The 20,272-nt window shown below is 72.4% G+C and carries 16 protein-coding genes; 9 read left to right on the plus strand and 7 right to left on the minus strand.

From position 1 onward, the window contains the following. Window positions 1-54: 54 nt before the first annotated feature. Window positions 55-1,518 (minus strand): LCP family protein, encoded by a 1,464-nt coding sequence (locus ACH4SP_RS31165; RefSeq protein ID WP_398419714.1) that lies wholly within the window; start codon window positions 1,516-1,518, stop codon window positions 55-57. 165 nt (window positions 1,519-1,683) lie between these two features. Beyond that, window positions 1,684-2,451 (minus strand): TIGR03089 family protein, encoded by a 768-nt coding sequence (locus tag ACH4SP_RS31170; RefSeq protein WP_398419716.1) that lies wholly within the window; start codon window positions 2,449-2,451, stop codon window positions 1,684-1,686. A gap of 138 nt (window positions 2,452-2,589) precedes the next feature. Between ACH4SP_RS31170 and ACH4SP_RS31175 the strand changes: the two genes are divergently transcribed. Both ACH4SP_RS31175 and ACH4SP_RS31180 read left to right on the plus strand, forming a co-directional pair. Continuing rightward, entirely contained in the window at window positions 2,590-3,831 is a 1,242-nt protein-coding gene (locus ACH4SP_RS31175) for an N-acetylmuramoyl-L-alanine amidase (RefSeq protein ID WP_398419718.1), read from the plus strand. A gap of 183 nt (window positions 3,832-4,014) precedes the next feature. Further along, complete coding sequence (locus ACH4SP_RS31180; RefSeq protein WP_398419720.1) at window positions 4,015-5,097, plus strand: sugar phosphate nucleotidyltransferase; 1,083 nt, start codon at window positions 4,015-4,017, stop codon at window positions 5,095-5,097. Between the two features lie 55 nt (window positions 5,098-5,152). Here the strand turns inward: ACH4SP_RS31180 and ACH4SP_RS31185 are convergent, their stop codons facing one another. The 4 genes from ACH4SP_RS31185 to ACH4SP_RS31200 form a co-directional block, all read right to left on the minus strand. Then, a complete protein-coding gene (locus ACH4SP_RS31185; RefSeq protein WP_398419791.1) occupies window positions 5,153-6,079 on the minus strand; it encodes a DNA-3-methyladenine glycosylase family protein in 927 nt (308 codons plus the stop codon). Window positions 6,080-6,299: 220 nt separating this feature from the next. Beyond that, a complete protein-coding gene (locus tag ACH4SP_RS31190; protein WP_398419722.1) occupies window positions 6,300-7,610 on the minus strand; it encodes a coenzyme F420-0:L-glutamate ligase in 1,311 nt (436 codons plus the stop codon). Next, complete coding sequence (gene cofD, locus ACH4SP_RS31195) at window positions 7,607-8,563, minus strand: 2-phospho-L-lactate transferase (protein ID WP_398419723.1); 957 nt, start codon at window positions 8,561-8,563, stop codon at window positions 7,607-7,609. Before cofD ends, ACH4SP_RS31190 begins: the two co-directional genes overlap by 4 nt. A 13-nt stretch (window positions 8,564-8,576) precedes the next feature. Next, the gene (locus tag ACH4SP_RS31200; RefSeq protein WP_398419725.1) at window positions 8,577-9,134 is read right to left on the minus strand and encodes a cysteine dioxygenase; all 558 of its coding nucleotides are present in this window, start codon (window positions 9,132-9,134) and stop codon (window positions 8,577-8,579) included. 774 nt (window positions 9,135-9,908) lie between these two features. On the opposite strand from ACH4SP_RS31200, the gene ACH4SP_RS31205 reads away from it, so the two are divergent. The 3 genes from ACH4SP_RS31205 to ACH4SP_RS31215 all read left to right on the plus strand — a co-directional run bounded on the left by ACH4SP_RS31205 (window position 9,909) and on the right by ACH4SP_RS31215 (window position 15,678). After that, a complete protein-coding gene (locus ACH4SP_RS31205) occupies window positions 9,909-10,172 on the plus strand; it encodes a WhiB family transcriptional regulator (protein ID WP_030927001.1) in 264 nt (87 codons plus the stop codon). Window positions 10,173-10,396: 224 nt separating this feature from the next. After that, window positions 10,397-14,158, plus strand: coding sequence for a glycosyltransferase (locus tag ACH4SP_RS31210; protein ID WP_398419727.1), 3,762 nt, complete (start codon window positions 10,397-10,399; stop codon window positions 14,156-14,158). Beyond that, a complete protein-coding gene (locus ACH4SP_RS31215; protein ID WP_398419729.1) occupies window positions 14,155-15,678 on the plus strand; it encodes a DUF5719 family protein in 1,524 nt (507 codons plus the stop codon). The genes ACH4SP_RS31210 and ACH4SP_RS31215 overlap by 4 nt, the downstream gene beginning before the upstream one ends. A gap of 118 nt (window positions 15,679-15,796) precedes the next feature. Here ACH4SP_RS31215 and ACH4SP_RS31220 read toward each other — a convergent pair whose 3' ends face one another. Then, the gene (locus tag ACH4SP_RS31220; protein WP_398419792.1) at window positions 15,797-16,300 is read right to left on the minus strand and encodes a metallopeptidase family protein; all 504 of its coding nucleotides are present in this window, start codon (window positions 16,298-16,300) and stop codon (window positions 15,797-15,799) included. Window positions 16,301-16,565: 265 nt separating this feature from the next. Between ACH4SP_RS31220 and ACH4SP_RS31225 the strand changes: the two genes are divergently transcribed. The 4 genes from ACH4SP_RS31225 to ACH4SP_RS31240 all read left to right on the plus strand — a co-directional run bounded on the left by ACH4SP_RS31225 (window position 16,566) and on the right by ACH4SP_RS31240 (window position 20,239). Then, the gene (locus ACH4SP_RS31225) at window positions 16,566-17,003 is read left to right on the plus strand and encodes a DUF3499 domain-containing protein (RefSeq protein ID WP_398419794.1); all 438 of its coding nucleotides are present in this window, start codon (window positions 16,566-16,568) and stop codon (window positions 17,001-17,003) included. An 89-nt stretch (window positions 17,004-17,092) separates the two neighbouring features. Next, window positions 17,093-18,454: a phosphomannomutase/phosphoglucomutase gene (locus tag ACH4SP_RS31230; RefSeq protein ID WP_398419731.1), complete on the plus strand. Its 1,362-nt coding sequence runs from the start codon at window positions 17,093-17,095 to the stop codon at window positions 18,452-18,454. Window positions 18,455-18,704: 250 nt separating this feature from the next. After that, window positions 18,705-18,887: a Trm112 family protein gene (locus ACH4SP_RS31235; RefSeq protein WP_362418180.1), complete on the plus strand. Its 183-nt coding sequence runs from the start codon at window positions 18,705-18,707 to the stop codon at window positions 18,885-18,887. A gap of 212 nt (window positions 18,888-19,099) precedes the next feature. Further along, a complete protein-coding gene (locus ACH4SP_RS31240) occupies window positions 19,100-20,239 on the plus strand; it encodes an SIS domain-containing protein (protein ID WP_398419734.1) in 1,140 nt (379 codons plus the stop codon). Window positions 20,240-20,272: the final 33 nt, after the last annotated feature.

Here is a 20,272-nt window from a genome sequence, read left to right on the forward strand (position 1 = left end):
ACCGGGCAATACCCCCATACCGCAACGGGGAATGTCCCCGCCTTTGGAATCGCTTTACTCGCACATGCCCGTGGCGGCGTTTGTCCCGGCGAAAGTCGGCGTCGGGTCGGGGCTCGGCGACGGCCCGGAATCGTCCGGCTTGCCGTCACCGGAGTCCCCGTTTCCGGGCCCGGCGGTCTCGCCCGACGGGGTGGGGGTGCCCAACCCGTCCGTCTTCTGCAGGGACTTGGCGGGCGCGACCGACACCGGTGTGTCCTCGCGCAACTGCTGGAAGAGCTTCTCCGCCTCGGACTTGATCAGTTCGTCCCGGTTCGTGTTGTACCTGTAGGGGCGTCGCGGCACCGTCAGGAACTGCACCTTCTCCGACGGCACGTCCCGCAGGCCGGACGCCAGGTCGTACAGGTCGCGCAGCGAGGCCAACCCCGGGTCGGTGGTGAGGGACTTGGTCGCCGCGTCCAGTACCGGGTAGAGCTTCGTCGGGTTCAGAAGGACGCCGTTGCTCTGCATCTTGTTGACGAGCGAGGCGAGGAACTGCTGCTGGCGGTCCATCCGTTCGGTGTCGCTGCCGCCGCCGATGCTCTTGCGCGCGCGTACGTAGCCGAGCGCCTGCTCCCCGTTGAGGGTCTGCGGGCCCGCCGCGAGCTTGAGGTGCGCGTCCTTGTCGTCGATCGGCTTCTTCAGGCAGACGTCGACGCCGTCGACCGCGTCGACCATGTCCTTGAAGCCCTGGAAGTCGACCACCATGTGGTGGTCGAGGCGGACACCTGTCAGCTTCTCCACGGTACGGATCGTGCAGGCCGTACCGCCCATCTCGAACGCCCAGTTGAACTGCGCGAACATCTCCCGGGTGCGGCTGCCGTCCGCCTTCGTGCAGCTGGGGATGGACACCATCAGGTCGCGGGGCAGCGAGACGCCCGTGGCGCTCGTCCGGCCGCCGGACAGGTGCAGCAGGATCGTGGTGTCCGAGCGCTGGGTGCCCTCGTCGCGGCCGTACTTGCTGTTGCCGCCGGCCCGGCTGTCGGAGCCGATCAGCAGGATGTTCAGTGCGCCGAGCGCCACCGGGGCCTGGGTGGGACGTTCCTTCTCCCAGGCGCGGAGCTCGGCGGCGGCACTGGTGTCCGTGGTGATGTTGCCGTCGAGCTTCTGGTAGAAGTACCACCCCGTACCGGCCGCGGCGAGCACGAGGAGCGCGGCGCCGCCCGCCAGCCAGCGCACCCAGTGGCGGCGGTGGGGCGGGGGAGCGGGGCTTTCTGCGGGGGATTCCCCGGTGGTTTCCGCGGCGGCTTCCCCGGTGGTTTCCGCGGTGGCTTCTGCGGCGGTTTCCGCGGCAGTTTCCGCGGTGGCTTCCGCGGAGCCGCCGACAGGGTCCGCGGAAGAGCCGCCGACAGGGTCCGCGGATGCCGCCGATCCGGCAGTCTCCGCTTCGGAGGCCCCTGCTTCGGACGCCCCCGCTTCGTCCGCCGCCGGCTTGTCCGGTTCGGGGGGCGTGCCAGCAGTGTCGGTCACGTCTGAGTCCATCCTCGTGCGGGGGCGGCAGCGCGCTGGGCCGCCGATCGCAGGGGTAGACGGCTGAATCCGGCGCTTGGTTGTGCGTCTCTTCGATCATGTACCGAGCCCGCTCCCGCACCTGCGAGGCCGGGCCCCGGTCCACCGAATGGGCCGCCCCTCGCCGACGTACCCGCACTACGCCCGCGTCGGCCGCCCCACCGTGTGCGTGACGCGCTCGCTCTCGACCCGCTTGGCAAGGCCTTCGGCCGACAGCTGCCCGAGGTTCCGGCAGAGCACGACCGACGCGCCGGCCGCCAGGGGGGCGTACAGACCGGAGGACAGTCCCTCCCACGTGTCGTACGAGAGCCCCGACAGCAGCCGGGAACCCGGGCCGAGCCCGAGCGCCGCCGCGTCCGCGCGGGCGCGGTCCACGACCTCGGCCGCCGTCAGCGCCGTACCGCCGACGCTCAGCGCGGTCTCGTCCGGGTCGACGGGGGCGAACGGGGCGAAACGGTCGCCCTGGGACGGGACTTCGACCGCGTAGTCGGCGAAGCCCTCCGGCGGCTGCGGGAACCGGCCGCCCAGCGGCCGCAGCGCGAGCGCGATCCGCTCGCCCCGGCCCGCACGCGCCGCATCGAGCGAGTCCGGGCCGCTGACCACCACGTCCGCGGAATCCGGCGCACCCAGTACGTCGGCCTCGACGCCGACCGACGAGCAGGCGAGCAGCCAGACCGCGGTCTGCCAGTGCGCGGGCAGGTGCAGCGCGAGCCGGTCACCGGGTCCCGCGGAGAGGTCGCCCTGGAGGAGATTGGCCGTCTTGGCCACCCAATTGGCGAAGGTGGCGACGGACAGTTCGACGCGCTCGCCCGTCGCGTCGTCGTAGAAGGTGACGAGGGGGCGGCCCGGGTCCGTGGCGAGTGCGGAACGCAGCAGGTCGGCAGGGGTGCGGTCGGTGGTGTTCATCCGAGGAGCGTACGTCGGCGGGCAGACGGGAGCGGATCCCGGCGGCGGGGCGGTCCACCCGTCCGGCAGACAGACCGTCAATCGGGCCGCCAATTCACCGATGGACAGATTTATATGCATATGTCCAAGATCTGCTGCATGCGTGCAATCCTTGCTTCCTCGATCGGCGTCACGTGCGCGGCACTCCTCGCGCTCCCGTTCGTCCTGCCCGACGGCGCACCCGCGGACCGGCAGCAGCTGGCGGGTTCGCAGACGGCCGAGCTGCCCGGCACGACCAGGTCGCTGCCGCTGACCCCGCTGGGCGGCGGGCCGGCGCGGGGGAGCGACCGGGCGGTGCGCCAAGCACCCCAAGCGGGCCTGAAGGCGCCTGAGGTGAAGCAGTTCTCGCTGGTCGGCGTGGTCTGGCAGGACCCGCGCGCCGTACTGGAGGGGCAGGTTCAGGTACGTACGAGAGCGGTCGGCACCGGTGTCTGGTCCCCCTGGCAGGAACTGGACGCCCACTCGGCCGACGGCGCCGACCCCGGTGCGGCCGAGTCGCGCGCCCACGGCTCGACCGCCCCCCTGTGGGTCGGTGCGTCGGACGGCGTCGAGGCTCGGGTGCGCCAGACCGGCGGTACGAGCGCCCCGCTGCCCGCGGGCCTGCGCCTCGACCTCGTCGACCCGGGCGCCGACCCGCCCCGCCCCCGCTCGGTCGCCGCGGGCCTGGAACTCCCGGAGCTCACCAGGGCCGAGACGAAGGCCGAAGCGGAAGCGGAATCGGGCAGCGCGAAGCCGTACATCGGGGCGCGGCCGAGGATCGTCCTGCGCAAGGCGTGGGGGGCGGACGAGAAGCTGAAGGAGAAGGGCAACGTCTATACGAAGACGATCAAGGTCGCCTTCGTCCACCACAGCGCGTCCGGAAATGGGTACGGCTGTTCGCAGTCGGGCTCAGTCCTGCGCAGTATCTACCGCTACCACGTCAAGAGCAGTGGCTGGCGCGACTTCGGCTACAACTTCGCCGTCGACAAGTGCGGCAATGTCTACGAAGGGCGTGCGGGGGGTGTGGCCAAGCCCGTCATGGGGGCGCACACTCTCGGTTTCAACACCAACAGCATGGGCATCGCCGTCCTCGGGACGTACACCCACGCCAATCCGCCCGCCGCGGCCGTGAACGCTGTCGCGAAACTCGCCGCCTGGAAGCTCGGACTGCACGGAGCCAACCCGAAGGGCGTCACCCACCTCACCTCAGGGGGCAGCAACCTCTACAAGAAGGGCAGGAACGTCCGGCTCAAAGTCGTCTCGGGCCACCGTGACGGATTCGCCACCGAGTGCCCCGGCGGACGTCTCTACGGAAAGCTCGGCGCCGCGAGGTGGAAGGCGGGCCGGCTCCAGGGCCGCTGACCGAAGGGGTTCGTACCGTTTGTGTGCGGGTTGCCGACGGAAACGGTGCACACCACGGTGCGCGGGCCGCCGGCCGGCACGATTCGCACCGTTGTGCGGGGCGCTGACCGGGACGTATCGAACAGTCTGCATACACTGGCCGACCATACCGACCGGCCCCCAGCAGGAAGCAGAGACGACAAGGTGACTGAAGCGATCCTCCTGGTCGGGGGCAAGGGAACCCGGCTGCGCCCGCTCACGGTGAACACCCCCAAGCCCATGGTTCCCGCGGCCGGCGTGCCCTTCCTGACCCACCAGCTGGCCCGCGCGCGGGCCGCCGGAGTCGAACACATCGTCCTCGCCACCTCCTACCTCGCCGAGGTCTTCGAACCCCACTTCGGCGACGGCTCCTCCCTCGGCCTGCACCTGGAGTACGTCACCGAGCACGAGCCGCTGGGCACCGGCGGCGCCATCCGCAACGTCGCCTCGCGGCTGCACTCGGCCCCCGACGAGCCCGTCCTCATCTTCAACGGCGACATCCTCACCGGCCTGGACATCGAGGCCCTGGTCTCCACCCACCGGACCTCGGGCGCCGACGTCTCGCTCCACCTCACCCGCGTCGAGGACCCGCGCGCCTTCGGCCTCGTACCGACGGACGCGACCGGCCGCGTGACGGCCTTCCTCGAAAAGCCGCAGACCCCCGAGGAAATCGTCACCGACCAGATCAACGCGGGCGCGTACGTCTTCCGCCGCTCGGTCATCGACACCATCCCGGCCGGCCGCCCGGTCTCGGTCGAACGCGAGACCTTCCCCGACCTGCTGGCCACGGGCGCCCATCTGCACGGAATGGTCGACTCCACCTACTGGCTCGACCTGGGCACCCCGCAGGCCTTCGTACGCGGCTCCGCCGACCTCGTCCAGGGCCGCGCGCCGTCCCCTGCGGTGCCGGGACGCTGCGGCGACCGCCTGGTCATGCCGGGCGCGACCGTCGCGTCCGACGCCAAGCTCACCGGCGGTACGGTCGTCGGCGCCGACGCGGTGATCGGCGAGGGCGCCCGTGTCGAGGGCAGTGCGATCCTCGCGGGCGCGGTCGTCGAGCCCGGAGCGGTGATCACGGACTCGCTGGTCGGCGCGGGCGCCCGGATCGGCGCCCGTACGCACCTGGCCGGCGCGGTCATCGGCGACGGCGCGCACGTCGGCGCGGACAACGAACTGCGCGACGGCATCCGCATCTGGTGCGACGCGGTCGTCCCGGCGGCCTCGGTGCGCTTCTCCTCGGACCAGTAGGGCCAAGTAGGACCGGTAGGACCAAGTAGGACCGGTAACCCGCGCCTGTCGCTCCCTACAGGTGGGAGATCCGGCCGGGGGCCCTGCGCGGTCCCCGCCGGGGCGGGGTCAGCCCGGTGAGCAGGACCAGCCGGGCCGCCCGGTGGCGCTGGCCCTCGTAGGGGGCCAGCAGCTCCAGCATGTCGGCGTCGGTGGCACCCGTCCGCCCCGTCAGGGCGTACCCCACGATCCCGGGCAGGTGCAGATCCCCCACCGTCAGGGCGTCCGGCGCGCCGTTGCTGCGCTGAAGGGTCTCGGCGGAGGTCCACGGGCCGATCCCCGGCACCGCCTCCAGCCGGGCCTTCGCCCTCTCGTACGTCATCCCCGCCGCCTCCTCCAGGCGTGCGGCGACCCGCACCGCCCGTACGACGGTGTCGGCGCGCTTGGCGTCGACGTTCGCCCGGTGCCACTCCCAGGAGGGGACCAGCGCCCAGGTTCTGGCATCCGGCATCACATACAGATCCTGCGGCGCTCCGGGTACGTCCGGTACGGGCGCGGGCTCCCCGAACCTCCGCACCAGATGCCGCCACGACCGGTACGCCTCGGTGGTGGTCACCTTCTGCTCCAGCACCGACGGAATCAACGACTCCAGCACCAGCCCGGTCCGGCACAACCGCAGCCCGGGATTGCGGTGCTGCGCCCGCGCCACCACCCGGTGATGCGCGACGAACCCATCAGGATCGTCCAACTCCCCCATCAACCCCGGAAGTTGGCCCAGCATCCAGCCCGCCCCCGGCCCCCACGCATCCACGGAGTCCGCGGCCACCCGCAAGGTCCCGGGCCCCTCGGGCGTCCTGCTCACCCGCCACACGGCCCCGTCAGCGGTCACCCGAAACGTAGGGTCCGCACCCCCACGCCGAAGCGGCCCCAACACCTGCCCCCAAAATCTCCCTGCCACCCCCCCGACCCTACGACCCCGCCGTCCCCGAGCCCTCTTGGGCAGCGGGGCCGCCCCCCGGGGGCGGAACGGGTGGGCAAGGGGGCGGCCCCCACGCGAAGCGCACCCCTCCGCGACCGCCCACCCCTACCCCCGCGCCCGCCCCGCCGCACGCGCTCACGCCCGCCCGACCGCCCGCGCTCACCACCGCCCCGCTCCACCCCGCGCTCGCGACCACCCGTCCCCCATCCGACCGCGCGCTCGCGACCTCCCTCCCCGCCAACCCCTACCGCACAGCGATAAACGCCCCCTCATCCCTCCCCACCCGCGCCCCCACCGGCACCCCCGCATGCCCCACAGCCACCGCCCCCATCGGATCCCACTCCTCCGGAATCCCCAGCACCTCTCTCACCACATCCCGGCAGAACATCGTCGAAGACACCCAGGCCGACCCCAGCCGCTCCCCGGCCAGCGCCACCAGGAAGTTCTGCACCCCGGCCCCCATGGCCACCACGAACATCTCCCGCTCCGCCGCGTCCCGCCGAACGTCGCCATACGTATGCGACCCGTCCATCACCAGACAGGGCACCACCAGATAAGGCGCCCGCCGCAGCACGTCCCCCCGCCGCACCCGCTTCGCGATCGACTCCTCGGACTTCCCGTCCGCCCGCAGGTCCGCGACCCACGCGTCCCGCATCGCGTCGAGCAGCCGTACCCTCGAAGCCTCGCTCTCCAGCAGCACGAAACGCCAAGGCGTCGTGTGATGCGGCGCCGGCGCCGTGACCGCCGCCGCGACCGCCCGCCGCACCGCGCCCCCGTCGACGGGCTCGTCCGTGAAGTCCCGTACCGTACGCCGCTGCGTCACCGCCTCCCGTACGGCCTCGGAGGTCCCCAGCCGGAACATGTCGTCGGCGGCGCCCCGCACCAGCGCCCGCGCGCCCTCGCCGTCCGCGCCCGGGGCCACCACATGGGGAAGCCCGCGCACGACCGCCACCGGCAGCCCGTCCGCCTTCCCCTTCACCAGGTCACCGGCGGCCGCCAGTTCGTCGGCGGTCGCCACTATCGTCGCGCTCAACGGATTGCCGTACGCGTCGACGCCACCGCGCAGATCATCGAGCACCTTGACCCCGGCGGCCCCGATCGCCACATCGGTGAGCCCGCTGCGCCAAGGACGCCCGAAGGTGTCGGTGACGACGACCCCCACCTCCACCCCCAGCGCGTCCCGCACCCCGTCCCGGATCGCCCGCGCCGAGGCGTCGGGGTCCTCCGGCAGCAACAGCACGGTCCCGGCAGGGGTGTTGGAGGCGTCCACGCCCGCGGCGGCCATCACGAGACCCTGCCGGTTCTCCACGATCCGCAGCGTGCCGCGCCGCGCCACGACCCGTACCGTCTCGGCGTCGATCGCCTCCTCGCGCGAGTCGGCGGCGACGATCCGCCCCTCCGCCTTGCTGACGATCTTGGACGTCACGAGCAGTACGTCACCGTCGGCGAGCCCCGGCTCCGCGCCCACGATCAGCTTGGCGAGGTCGTCGCCCGCCTTGACCTCGGGCAGTCCGGGCAGCGCCCACACCCGGTACGAAGGAACGTCCGCGCTCATGCCCGCACCTCCGCGGCCAGCTCAAGCGCCGCCCGCGCCATCGCGGCGGTCGCGTCCAGGTCCGTCATCATCAGCGGTACGGCACGGCAGCGGATGCCCGCGTCCTCGACCGTCTGCACCGTGCCCGCGTCGACGGTGTCGACGAGCCACCCGTCGAGCAGCCCCGACCCGTAGTGCTGCGCGACCGCGGCGGCGGTCGACTCGACGCCCACCGCGGCCAGCACCTTGTCGGCCATGCCGCGCACCGGCGCGTCCCCGACGATGGGGGAGAGCCCGACCACCGGAACCCCTGCCTCCGCGATCGCCTCGCGGATCCCCGGAACGGCGAGGATCGTGCCGACGCTCACCACCGGGTTCGACGGCGGGAAGACGATGACGTCGGCCTCCGCGATCGCCTCCAGCACACCGGGCGCCGGCTTCGCCCGGTCGGCGCCGACCGGCACGATCGCCTGCGCGTCCACCGAAGCGCGCAACTTCACCCAGTACTCCTGGAAGTGCACGGCCTTGCGCTCGCCGTCCACGTCGACCGCCACATGCGTCTCGACCCGGTCGTCGGACATCGGGATGAGCCGCACGCCCGGCTGCCACCGCTCGCACAGGGCCTCGGTGACCGCGCTCAGCGGATATCCGGCCCCGAGCATCTGCGTCCGCACGATGTGCGTCGCGAAGTCGCGGTCGCCGAGACCGAACCATTCCGGCCCGACCCCGTACGCCGCGAGTTCTGCCTTGACCTGGAAGGTCTCTTCCGCACGCCCCCAGCCCTGCTCCTCGTTGATGCCACCGCCGAGGGTGTACATCACCGTGTCGAGGTCGGGGCAGACCTTCAGCCCGAACAGATGAATGTCGTCACCGGTATTTCCGATGACGGTGATGTCCGCGTCAGGCGCCGCCTCTTTGAGGCCACGAAGAAAACGAGCACCGCCGATACCGCCTGCAAGAACCACAATGCGCATACAGAGCAGTCTCTCAGGCGGTACTGACATCCCGTCGGGCAGTCGCGGAAGCCTGTGCAGGGGCGTGCGCGGAGGTCTGCGCGGAAGCCTCTGCGGGGGCGTGCGCGGAGGCCTCGTACATCGGCATCTCCGTCAGCCCCGGGAAATAGATGTGCAGGCTGACGGCCGGTTCCAGTGCGTCGTTGACGACCTCGTGGACATGGCCGGGCGCGGACACGTACTGCGCCCCGGTGCCGAGCGTCCGTGCACCCCTGTCGTTACGCTCCGTGAGCTCGCCCTGGAGAACGGTCAGGACGCCGGAGGACGCGCCGTGGTCGTGCGCCCCGCTGGCCTGGCCGGGGACCCAGCTGAGGAGCCAGACCTCGTAACCGGGGCCGGTGCGCAGGCGGTGGTACCAGCGGGTGGTGGCGTCGTACTCGACGAGCGGGGCCCACTGCGCGCGGTCGGCGGCGATCGAGCGGGCGAGACCGGCGAACTCGGCCACGGTGGAGGGGTGCTCGCGGGCGGGGGCCAGAAGGTGCGGGACCTCAAGGATGTCGCCGGCGATCTGCAGGTCGCTGTCGCTGTTCATGGGTGCGGGGGTTCCTCGGCAGAGAGTGCTGGGGTGTCGCAGAACGGGGGTCGCGGAGCGGCGTCGCGGAGCGGTGTTGCCAAGCGATGTCGCAGAGCGTCTTGCACCGGGAATGCGGTGCGGGATGCGGCGCACACGGGGTGCGGTGTGCAGCGGGACTCAGAGCTGGAGCGCGGGTGGCTTCAACAGCTGTGACAGCAACAGTGACAGCGGGCCGGGGCAGCGCTGCGGACCACACGGGTGTGGGTCCGGGGGAGCACTGCGATCGCTGACATAGAAACAAAGGTGACCGGCAACGTCACCGTCTGTCAACTCGATGACCGATTTGGGGCTAATGTTTCACCTCTTCCGGTTGCGGTGGCCGGAGAAAGGTTTGTGCAGTCGCTGACGTGGAGAGACCGCGCTCCAACCGCTCGCGCGCTCCACTGTCCGCAGTCCTCGCGGCTGCTCGCACTCCGGGCGCACGCCGTTGCCGCCTCGTAATCCAAATGTGATCCGAGTCGCTTCACGGAGCGGGCTGCAACAAGATCCAGATCTTTCGCGTCTTCTCCTGTGTCGGGATCACCCACAAGCGGGACAAGGTCATGTGTCACGGTTTTTGGCGATTTGAACACTTTCTGCATAGCCTTGGTTCCGCAGAGTGAATAACCGGCCCAATAGCAGATCTCGGCTTGACTGCCACGGAGCTACACACTTGTAATTTCACTCGTGTCGTTCGGCCGGATTCGGTAACGGCAACATCACGGGGACACAAAAGACAGACGAGGGGCGCACATGACCGAGCTGTTCCAGCAACTGCTGGTCGAGGACGCGGACGAGGAACTCGGCTGGCAGGAGCGCGCATTGTGCGCCCAGACCGATCCCGAGTCCTTCTTTCCCGAGAAGGGTGGTTCCACCCGTGAGGCAAAGAAGGTCTGCCTCGCCTGCGAAGTCCGCTCCGAATGCCTCGAATACGCCCTGTCGAATGACGAACGCTTCGGAATCTGGGGCGGTCTGTCGGAACGTGAACGCCGGAGACTGAAGAAGGCCGCCGTCTGAGCGGTACCAGCACAGCAAAACAGCACAAGGTCGTACACAACGAACGGTCCGCCGCCTGCCCCTTCCCCGCAGGCGGCGGACCGTCTGTATGTGCAGCCGTTAGTGTGGGCCGCTGTCCAGCGATCGCACCCTGCGCCCCCACGGGCACGCGCGTGCGCCGCAGTCAGCTACACCAGCCTTCCGGGGGGCGACCCCCGGACCCCGGCCGGAGGGCCCGTACGTCGATGTCCGTCAGTCAACCAACGGCCCCGTACGCGGCCGCCGCCACCCCGCCCGAGTTCCCCCGCCACGTCGTCACCGCCGTACTCGTCTCCCACGACGGTGCGCGCTGGCTGCCCGACGTGCTGCAGGGACTGCTCGGCCAGGAACGCCCCGTGCAGAACGCCGTCGCCGCCGACACCGGCAGCGCCGACGACTCCGCCCGGCTCGTCACCGAGGCCCTGGGCGACGCACGCGTCCTGCACCTCGCCCGCCGCACCGGCTTCGGTACGGCGGTCGACGAGGCCGTCCGCACAGCAGGGGTCCTCACCCCCGAGGAACTGCCGTACCTGAAGAAGCCCAGCGGCTGGGACCCCGTCGGCCGACAGTGGCGCGACGACGCGTACGACCTGCCGGACCTGCCGCACGGCGAGCCCGTGCAGTGGCTGTGGCTGCTGCACGACGACAGCGCACCCGCCCCCGACGCCCTCGCCGAACTGCTGCGCGTCGCGGACTCCGACGAGTACGCCGCGGTCGTCGGCCCCAAGCTGCGCGGCTGGTACGACAAGAAGCAGCTCCTCGAAGTCGGCGTCTCCATCGCCAACAGCGGACGCCGCTGGACCGGCCTTGACCGCCGCGAGCAGGACCAGGGCCAGCACGACCAGGTGCGCTCCGTACTGTCGGTCTCCAGCGCCGGAATGCTGATCCGCCGTGATGTCTGGGAACAGCTGGGCGGGTTCGACCGCCGGCTGCCCCTGATGCGCGACGACGTCGACCTCTGCTGGCGCGCGCACGCCGCGGGGCACCGCGTCCTGGTCGCCCCGGACGCCGTCGTACGGCACGCCGAGGCGGCCGCGCGCGAGCGCCGCACCGTCGACTGCGCGGGGCGCTCCGTCGCCAACCCGCACCGCGTCGACAAGGCGGGCGCCGTCTACACGATGCTCGCCAACGCCCGCGGCGCGGCCCTTCCGTACGTCCTGCTGCGGCTCGTCGTCGGCACCCTCTTGAGGACGCTCGCCTACCTCGTCGGCAAGGTGCCGGGACAGGCCGTCGACGAAGTCACCGGACTGCTCGGTGTGCTGCTGCGTCCCGGACGCGTCCTCGCCGCCCGCAAGGCGCGCGGCAAGGGCCTCGTCGACGCGGCCGAACTGCGGCCCCTGTTCCCGCCGCCCGGCGCCACCCTGCGGGCCACCGTCGAGCAGGTCGCAGGAAGCTTCGGCAGCGGCACCGAACCGGAGTCCGGAGGGTCGCGGCACGGAGTCGTCGAGAGCGGCCCCGGCGGCGACGACGCGGACTTCCTGGAGGTCGAGCAGTTCGCCCGGGTGAAGAAGGTCGCCCGCAAGCCGGGCCCCGTCCTCTTCGCCCTGCTGCTGCTCGTCTCCCTCATCGCCTGCCGCGGCCTCCTCGGCAGCGGCTCCCTCGCGGGCGGCGCGCTGCTGCCGTCCCCCGACGGCGCGGGCGAGCTGCTGGCGCGGTACGCCGACTCCTGGCACCCCATCGGCACCGGCGGCACCCAGTCCGCCCCGCCCTACCTGGCGCTCCTCGCCGCCCTGGCGACCCTGCTCCTGGGCTCCACCCACACCGCCCTGACGGTGCTGCTGATCTGCTCCGTGCCGCTGGCAGGACTGGCCGCGTACTTCGTCTCCCGGCCGCTCGTGGAGTCCCGGCTGCTGCGCGCCTGGGCGGCCGTCGCGTACGCCTTCCTGCCCGCCGTCACCGGCGCGCTGGCCGGCGGCCGGATCGGCACCGCCGTCCTCGCCGTGCTGCTGCCGCTGATCGCGCGCTGCGCGGTCTCCGCAAGCGGTGTCCGCAGCGCCGCCGGTACGCGCTCCAGCTGGCGCTCGGTGTGGGCGTACGCGCTCCTGCTCAGCCTCGCGACGGCGTTCACCCCGGTCGTGTGGCCCGTCGCGGTGCTCCTGGGCATCGGCGTACTGGTGCTGCGGCGCGACGACATCGCGGCGTACGGCCTGCGCTTCGTGGCGGCGGTCGGCACGCCCCTGCTGGTGCTCGCCCCGTGGTCGCTGACGCTGCTGACCGACCCCGCCTCTTTGATGCGCGAGGCGGGCCTCCCCTTCGGAGCGGGCTCGGCGACGCCCCTGGACCTGCTGGGCATCAGCCCCGGCGGGCCGAAGACGGCCGGCGGACTGCTGCTCATCGGCATCGTCCTCGCCGCCCTCGCCGCACTGCTGCGCGGAGAGCGCCAGTTCGCGATCCGTACCGCCTGGGTCGTCGGCCTGGTCGCCCTCGTCTTCGCCGTCCTGGCCAACCGGGACGGCTGGGCCGGACCCGCGACCCTCGTCTACGGCCTCGCGCTGATCACCGCCACGGTGCTCGGTGCGGACGGGGCGCGCGTGCGCGTCGCCTCGCAGAACTTCGGCTGGCGCCAGCCGGTCGCCGTACTGATCGCCGCGGCGGCGGCCCTCGGGCCCGTACTGGCCGCGGCGGGCTGGATGTTCACCGGCGCCGACGGGCCGCTGAGCCGGCGCGACCCGGTGCAGGTGCCCGCCTTCGTCGCCGAGGAGTCCACCACCCGCGACCAGCCGCGCACCCTGGTGCTCGGCGGCAGCTCGGCGGACCAGGTCTCGTACTCGCTCGTACGCGGTTCCGGCGGACGGCTCGGCGACGCGGAACTGACCGCGGCGGGCGGCTCGGCCCCGCAGCTCGACAAGATCGTCTCGAACCTGGTCGCGGGCTCCGGCGCCGACCAGGCGGGCCAGCTCGGCGGCTTCGCCGTGCGCTACGTCCTCGTGCGCGACGGGGCGCCCCGGCAGATGAGCCGCGTGCTCGACTCCACGCCCGGCCTGAGCCGCCTCAGCCAGCTCGACGGCAGCGCCCTGTGGCGAGTCGACCGCCAGGTCGCCCGCCTCATGATCGTGCCGCCGGGCGAGGGCGCCGAACCGGTGCCCGTCGCCTCCCGGCCGGTCGACGCGCACACCTCGGTCCCGGACGGCGCCGAGGGCCGCGTGCTGCGCCTCGCGGACACCGCCGCACCCGGCTGGAAGGCCACCCTCGACGGCCGCGAGCTGACGAAGAAGACCGTCGACGGCTGGGCACAGGGCTTCGCGCTGCCCGCCACCGGCGGAAAGCTCGACCTGACCTACGAGGCCCCGCTCACCCACACCGTCTGGCTGTGGGCACAGGGCGCGCTCGCGCTCGTCCTGGTGGTGCTCGCACTGCCGGGCCGCCGCCGCGAGATCGACGACGACCTCCCCGAGGAGGCCGCGGCGGACTTCCCGGCGGCGCCGGTCGAGGGAGAGGGCCGCCGGGCGCGCAGGCTGCGTGCCGCGGCGGAGGCGGAGGCCGAGGCCGAGCAGGCGGAGCCCGCCGCTCCGGTCGCGGACCCGTACGCCTCGCCGTACCCGTCGCCCGAGTTCGCCCCGGAGGGCGGCCAGGACGCCCCCTATGCTGCGGCGGTGCCGCAGCAGGGCGCGTACGGCGAGTGGGACGCACAGACGTACGCAACCGCGGAGTACGGACAGGGGCAGGGGCCGGGGCCGGGGCAGTACGCCCAGGACCCGTACCAGCAGACACCGCCGCAGCAGGGTTACGCCGAGGGCCAGTACGACCCGTACGGCTACGCCCAGCAGCCGCAGAACCCCGCGCAGAACCCCCCGCAGGACCAGCAGTCCTACGAGCCGTACGGAGGCGGCGGCTACGACCCGCAGCAGCCGTACGACCCCCAGCAGCCACAGATCCACCGGCCGCAGCCGTACGACCCCTATGCGGACGACCCGGAGAACGACGGGCACAACGACCGGCAGCGCCCCGACGGGAGCAACAACCGATGAACCGCACGACCCTCTCCCTACTCGCCGCCGTCACCGCTCTCGCCGCCGTCACCGGCTTCGCCGTGATCGCCGCACCGGGCGGCGGCACGGCGGAGGGCGACGCGAAGGCCGCGAGCGCGGGAGCCGCTCCGCGGCTGCCCGTGGAGCGGTCCAGCCTGCTCTGCCCGGCGCCCAGCGGGTCGGACCTGGCGGAGACGACGTACACCGCCTTCACCCCGAAGAGCGAAGCGCGGGGCGGCTCGGCGGCCGGCCCGAAGGACACGAAGCCGGGCAAGGCGGAACTGGTCCCGTCCGCCAACTCCAAGAACGCGAAGGACCCCAAGAAGCCGACCGTCGCCCTGACGGAGCCGGGAAAGCCCGTCTCGGCCACCGCGAACGACTCGGGGGCCCCGGCCCTCGTCGGCACCGCGGACGGCGCCCTGGCGCCCGGCTGGGCCGCCCAGCAGACCACCAAGGTCGGCGCCGGCGGGGCCCGCGGAGTGCTCGGCGTGAGCTGCTCGGCGCCGGACACCGAATTCTGGTTCCCCGGAGTGAGCACCGCCGAGACACGCCAGGACTACGTCCACCTCACCAACCCGGACGACTCCGCCGCCGTCGCCGACGTCGAGCTGTACGGCCCGGAGGGCGTCCTGAAGTCCGACGCGGGGGAGGGCATCTCCGTCCCGCCGCACTCCAGCGTCCCGGTGCTGCTGTCCACGCTGTCCTCCACGCGCGTGACCGACGGGACCGTCCGCGTCACCACGCGCGCGGGCCGCGTCGGCGCCGCCGTGCAGGCCATGGAGGAAAAGGTGGGCAGCGACTGGCTGAGCGCCTCGGCCGACCCTTCGGGCAGTCTGGTGCTCCCCGGCATCCCGGCCGACGCCACGTCCGTACGCCTGGTGGTCTTCGCCACCGGCGACAACGACGCGGACCTCAAGGTGAAGCTGGCGGGCGCCAACAGCTCCATCGTCCCGGCCGGTGCGGAGACGCTGCACGTCAAGTCGCGGATGACCACCTCGATAGACCTCCGTGACGTCACCAAGGGCGAGGCGGGCGCCCTGGTGCTGTCCCCGTCCCAGGGCGCCCGCAGCGCGCCCGTGGTGGCCGCGGTGCGGATCGTGCGCGGCATGAAGGACAAGCAGGAGGTCGCCTACGTCCCGGCGACCGCCCCGGTGGGCGCGCGCTCCACGGCGGCCGACAACCGGGCGCAGGGCTCGGTGCTCTCGCTGACCGCGCCGGGTGCGGCGGGCGAGGTCAGGGTGACCGCCTCGGCCGGCACCGGCGGCGGCACGCCCGTCGTGAAGACGTACAAGGTCAAGGCCGGTACGACGGCGTCGGTGACGGCCCCCGTGCCGACCGGTCTCAAGGGCTCGTACGCGCTGACCGTCGAGTCGGTGTCGGGCGGCCCGGTGCACGCGTCCCGGATGCTCCAGCTCCCGGAGGACGGCATCCCGATGTTCACCATCCAGCCGATGCCGGACGACAAGGGCACGGTCGTGGTGCCCCGCGCGCAGAACGACCTGTCGGTCCTCGACGACTGACCGGCCGCGCTCCCTGACGTACGGAAGGCCCTCCACGCGCGTGGAGGGCCTTCCGTACACGTACGTACTGTCTCGTGGGGGAACTGTCTCGTGCGGGAACGATCAGAAGCGGTCCGGGTCAGTCCTGCCCGTACCGCGGGTCGACGGACTCGGGCGCCAGCCCCAGCAGCTCCGCGACCTGCTCCACGACGATCTCGTGCACCAGCATCGCCCGCTCGTCCCGGCTCTTGGTGCGGATCTCCACCGGCCGCCGGTACACCACCACGCGCGCGGGGCGGCCCTCCTCGGCCGACAGCACCCCGCCGAGCGGCACCGGCTCGTCCGTCCACTCGTCGGGCCCCTCCGCGCCGCCCGCACGGGGCACGTCGATCACCAGAAAGTCGACCTCGGCGAGCTGCGGCCAGCGCCGCTCCAGCCGCTCCACGGAATCCTGTACGAGGTCGCCGAAGGCCTCCGCCCTGCTGGCCGAGAGCGGCACCTGTGGCGGCGCCACGGGGCCGCGCATGCCGCGGCCGTGGCGGTCGCGCCTGCGAGGCCCGGTGCGGCCCGTGGGCTGCGGTTCGGCCGGGCGGGGCCCGGCGGGGAGCGACTCGGGGGAACGGGGCGGTCCGGAACTGTCCATCACTGACGCAGCGTAGCTCTCCCGGCCGCACGGCGATCCGGCTCCCGGCAGGGCATTCCGCCTGACACCGAATGATCATTTCAGCCAAGTACGGGCTCGTTTTCGCGCCTGCCGATGACCGCACAACTCACCCTGATTGATCTCCTTTGTCGCCATCGGTGATCGAAACGAGGTCGGCGCCCCGTTGTGCGCCCTGGTCTCCCCGCAGGTCAGACCAGTCGCCCGGGAGACGGGCACGACAGGGGCCGACGAACGACACGGTGGGGTGAGGCCGGGGGAGAGTCGTCGCGGCCCGTTCAAGAGTGCGGTACCGTCCAACGTCGTGAGCCCTGTACGTCGCTGTTCGCGCACTGCGTGCGGTCGCCCTGCCGTCGCGACACTGACGTACGTCTACGCGGACTCGACCGCAGTCCTCGGTCCGCTCGCCACCTATGCCGAGCCCCACTGTTACGACCTGTGCGCCGAGCACTCGGACCGTCTGACCGCGCCCCGCGGCTGGGACGTGGTGCGTCTCTCCGACGGCTCCGCCCCGGCCCGCCCGAGCGGCGACGACCTCGAAGCCCTCGCCAATGCCGTCCGTGAGGCGGCCAGGCCGCACGACCGCCCCGCCGACCCCGACGCCAACAGTGCGCGCACGGCGAATCCCGCGTCTCCCTCCGCCGCCCGCCGCGGCCACTTGAGGGTGCTCCGCTCTCCCGAATAGCTGCCCCGGCAGGAGTCACCGTACGGTCCGAAGAACCCCCGAACGGGTAGTTTGGGGCGACCGAACAGGACTTTCCGGAGGGGTGGCCCATGGCTGCTGATCTGTCGCAGATCGTGAAGGCGTACGACGTACGTGGGGTGGTCCCCGACCAGTGGGACGAGCACCTCGCGGAACTGTTCGGAGCCGCCTTCGTGCAGGTCACGGAAGCCGACGCGATCGCCGTCGGCCACGACATGCGCCCCTCGTCCCCCGGCCTCTCGCGCGCCTTCGCACGCGGGGCGGCGGCACGCGGCGCGGACGTCACCGAGATCGGTCTCTGCTCGACGGACCAGCTCTACTACGCCTCGGGCGCGCTGAACCTGCCCGGCGCGATGTTCACCGCCTCGCACAACCCGGCGCAGTACAACGGCATCAAGATGTGCCGCGCGGGCGCCGCCCCGGTCGGCCAGGACACCGGCCTCGCGGAGATCCGCGCCCTGGTCGAGGAGTGGTCGCAGTCAGGAGCGCCCGCTCCGTCCCCCACCCCGGGAACCCTCACGCGGCACGACACGTTGACGGACTACGCGGCCCACCTCCTCTCCCTCGTCGACCTCTCCTCGATCCGCCCCCTCAAGGTCGTCGTCGACGCGGGGAACGGCATGGGCGGCCACACGGTCCCCACCGTCTTCGAGTCCCTCCCGCTCACTCTCGTCCCCATGTACTTCGAGCTGGACGGCACGTTCCCGAACCACGAGGCGAACCCGCTCGACCCGAAGAACATCGTCGACCTCCAGGCCAGGGTCCTCGCCGAGGGCGCGGACCTCGGCCTCGCCTTCGACGGCGACGCGGACCGCTGCTTCGTCGTCGACGAGCGTGGCGAAGGCGTGTCCCCCTCCGCCGTCACCGCCCTGGTCGCCGCCCGCGAGCTCGCCCGCAACGGCGGTAGCGGCACGGTCATCCACAACCTGATCACTTCCTGGTCGGTCCCGGAAGTCGTCCGTGAGCACGGCGGCACCCCCGTCCGCACCCGGGTCGGCCACTCCTTCATCAAGGCCGAGATGGCCACCTCCGGCGCGATCTTCGGTGGCGAGCACTCGGCGCACTACTACTTCAAGGACTTCTGGAACGCGGACACGGGCATGCTCGCCGCCCTCCACGTCCTGTCGGCCCTCGGCGGCCAGAGCGGCCCCCTCTCCGCCCTGCTCTCCTCGTACGACCGTTACTTCGGCTCCGGCGAGATCAACTCCACCGTCGAGGACCAGGCCGCCAGCACGGCAGCGGTCGCCGCCGCCTACGCGGGCCGCGACGACGTCACCCTCGACCACCTCGACGGCCTGACGGTCTCCGCCGCCGACTGGTGGTTCAACCTCCGCGCCTCGAACACCGAACCCCTGCTCCGCCTGAACGTCGAAGCCCGCGACGAACCCACCATGCAAAAGATCCGCAACCAAATCCTGACTCTCATCCGCTAGCCCCCAGAGCACAACCCGCCCCCCCAGGGGGCAGTGGGGTCTCCCCTGCTCCTTAAGAGCTTGGCGGGGGCCCCTGCTCGAACGAAGTTGAGAGCTTCGGGGCGGGTGGGCAAGGGGGCGGCCCCACGCGGAGCGCCCCTCCCACGACCGCACACCCTCACCACCGCCCCACCGCACCGGCGGTACGCTGACCTCGCCCAATCCGCACCTGCACCCGCACCCGCATCCCCATGTCTGAAGGGACCACCCCATGCCGCTCGAAGCCGGCCTCCTGGAGATCCTCGCCTGCCCGGCCTGCCACGCCCCCCTCGGCGACGAGACGGCCGCGGACACCCCGGAGCTGATCTGCACCAGCAAGGACTGCGGACTCGCCTACCCGGTCCGGGACGGCATTCCGGTCCTCCTCGTCGACGAGGCCCGCCGCCCGGCCTGACCGGCCCACCGCCCCGGCACAGCAGTCGGAACGACAGCCCTGCCCACCAGCCCCACCTCGCCCGGATCCCGCATCCCGGCCCCAGGACGGCAGGGCGGCCGAGCGGCCAAGGCCCGGACCTCCGCCACCACGGGACCGCCGAACCCCCGCACCGGGCACTCGTCCCGCAAGTCAAGTCCCAGTCCGCGCAAGGCGATCGGAGGCTTCACCCCATGCTCGACGAGTCGCTGCTAGACGCTCCGGAAGCGCTGGCCCGTGCCGACCACCGCGGTCTTCTCCGCGGCGCGGCCGAGGCCGGAGCCCGGGTGCGCACCGCAACCCGGCACGCCACCGAGGCAGGTCTGGCCGGTCTCAAGCCGGAGGGCCGCCCCCGAGCCGTGCTCATCGCGGGCCCCGGCGTCGCCGCCACCGGAGTGGCCGACCTGCTGACCGCGCTCGCCGGAGCCTCCTGCCCGGTGACGAGCCTGCACCCGACCGGCGTCGCCCCCGCCGCGGGCGCGCTGCGCTGGACACTCCCCGGCTGGGCGGGCGCCGTCGACCTTCTCCTGCTCGTGACGACGGACGGCGCCGAGCCGGGCCTCGCCCTCCTCGCCGAGCAGGCCTACCGCCGCGGCTGCACGGTCGTCGCGGTGGCCCCGCAACGCTCCCCGCTCGGCGAGTCCGTCAGCGGAGTGCACGGCCTGGTCGTCCCGATGGCGACCGCCCCGTACGAGGAGTACGACGAGGGCACCACCGCGGGCCCCGGCCCGCTCTGGGCGCTGCTCACCCCGCTCCTGGTCCTCCTCGACCGGCTCGGCCTGCTGTCGGCGCCCCCGGAGACGCTCCAGCTCGTCGCCGACCGCCTCGACCAGACCGCCGAACGCTGCGGCCCCGCCATCGCCACGTACAGCAACCCGGCCAAGACCCTCGCGTCCGAACTCGCCGACTCGCTCCCGCTCGTCTGGACGGAGGGCGCCCTCGCAGGCCCGGCCGGCCGCCGGTTCGCCGCCGTCCTCGCCGAACTGGCGGGGCGCCCCGCCCTCGCAGCCGAACTCCCCGAGGCCCTGCCCGCCCACGGAATGCTGCTCTCCGGCGCGTACGCCGCCGGCGCCGACCCGGGCGACTTCTTCCGGGACCGCGTGGACGAACCGCAAGCACTCCGCGCCCGCGTCGTGCTGCTGCGCGACCGCCCCACCGGGGGCCTCACCGCAGCACCGGCAGCCCGTGAACTCGCACTCGGCCACGACACGGCCCTCAGCGAACTCGAACCCGAAGAGGGCAGTGAGCTGGAAAGCCTCGCCGAACTCCTCGCCGTCACCGACTTCGCGACCGCCTACCTCGCGCTCGCCGCATCCGCACCCCCTTCCGACTGACACCCCCGCACCTGCGCCGCCCCACCAATGCCC

This window comes from Streptomyces sp. NPDC021093 (assembly GCF_044333135.1).
Lineage (GTDB): Bacteria > Actinomycetota > Actinomycetes > Streptomycetales > Streptomycetaceae > Streptomyces.

Coding starts and splice junctions, on each gene's coding strand:
- ACH4SP_RS31190 (WP_398419722.1), bottom strand. CDS start 7,610: ATGAGCGCGGACGTTCCTTCGTACCGGGTGTGGGCGCTGCCCGGACTG.
- ACH4SP_RS31230 (WP_398419731.1), top strand. CDS start 17,093: ATGGCTGCTGATCTGTCGCAGATCGTGAAGGCGTACGACGTACGTGGG.
- ACH4SP_RS31170 (WP_398419716.1), bottom strand. CDS start 2,451: ATGAACACCACCGACCGCACCCCTGCCGACCTGCTGCGTTCCGCACTC.
- ACH4SP_RS31215 (WP_398419729.1), top strand. CDS start 14,155: ATGAACCGCACGACCCTCTCCCTACTCGCCGCCGTCACCGCTCTCGCC.
- cofD (WP_398419723.1), bottom strand. CDS start 8,563: ATGCGCATTGTGGTTCTTGCAGGCGGTATCGGCGGTGCTCGTTTTCTT.
- ACH4SP_RS31165 (WP_398419714.1), bottom strand. CDS start 1,518: ATGGACTCAGACGTGACCGACACTGCTGGCACGCCCCCCGAACCGGAC.
- ACH4SP_RS31205 (WP_030927001.1), top strand. CDS start 9,909: ATGACCGAGCTGTTCCAGCAACTGCTGGTCGAGGACGCGGACGAGGAA.
- ACH4SP_RS31175 (WP_398419718.1), top strand. CDS start 2,590: ATGCGTGCAATCCTTGCTTCCTCGATCGGCGTCACGTGCGCGGCACTC.
- ACH4SP_RS31200 (WP_398419725.1), bottom strand. CDS start 9,134: ATGAACAGCGACAGCGACCTGCAGATCGCCGGCGACATCCTTGAGGTC.
- ACH4SP_RS31220 (WP_398419792.1), bottom strand. CDS start 16,300: ATGGACAGTTCCGGACCGCCCCGTTCCCCCGAGTCGCTCCCCGCCGGG.
- ACH4SP_RS31240 (WP_398419734.1), top strand. CDS start 19,100: ATGCTCGACGAGTCGCTGCTAGACGCTCCGGAAGCGCTGGCCCGTGCC.
- ACH4SP_RS31210 (WP_398419727.1), top strand. CDS start 10,397: ATGTCCGTCAGTCAACCAACGGCCCCGTACGCGGCCGCCGCCACCCCG.
- ACH4SP_RS31235 (WP_362418180.1), top strand. CDS start 18,705: ATGCCGCTCGAAGCCGGCCTCCTGGAGATCCTCGCCTGCCCGGCCTGC.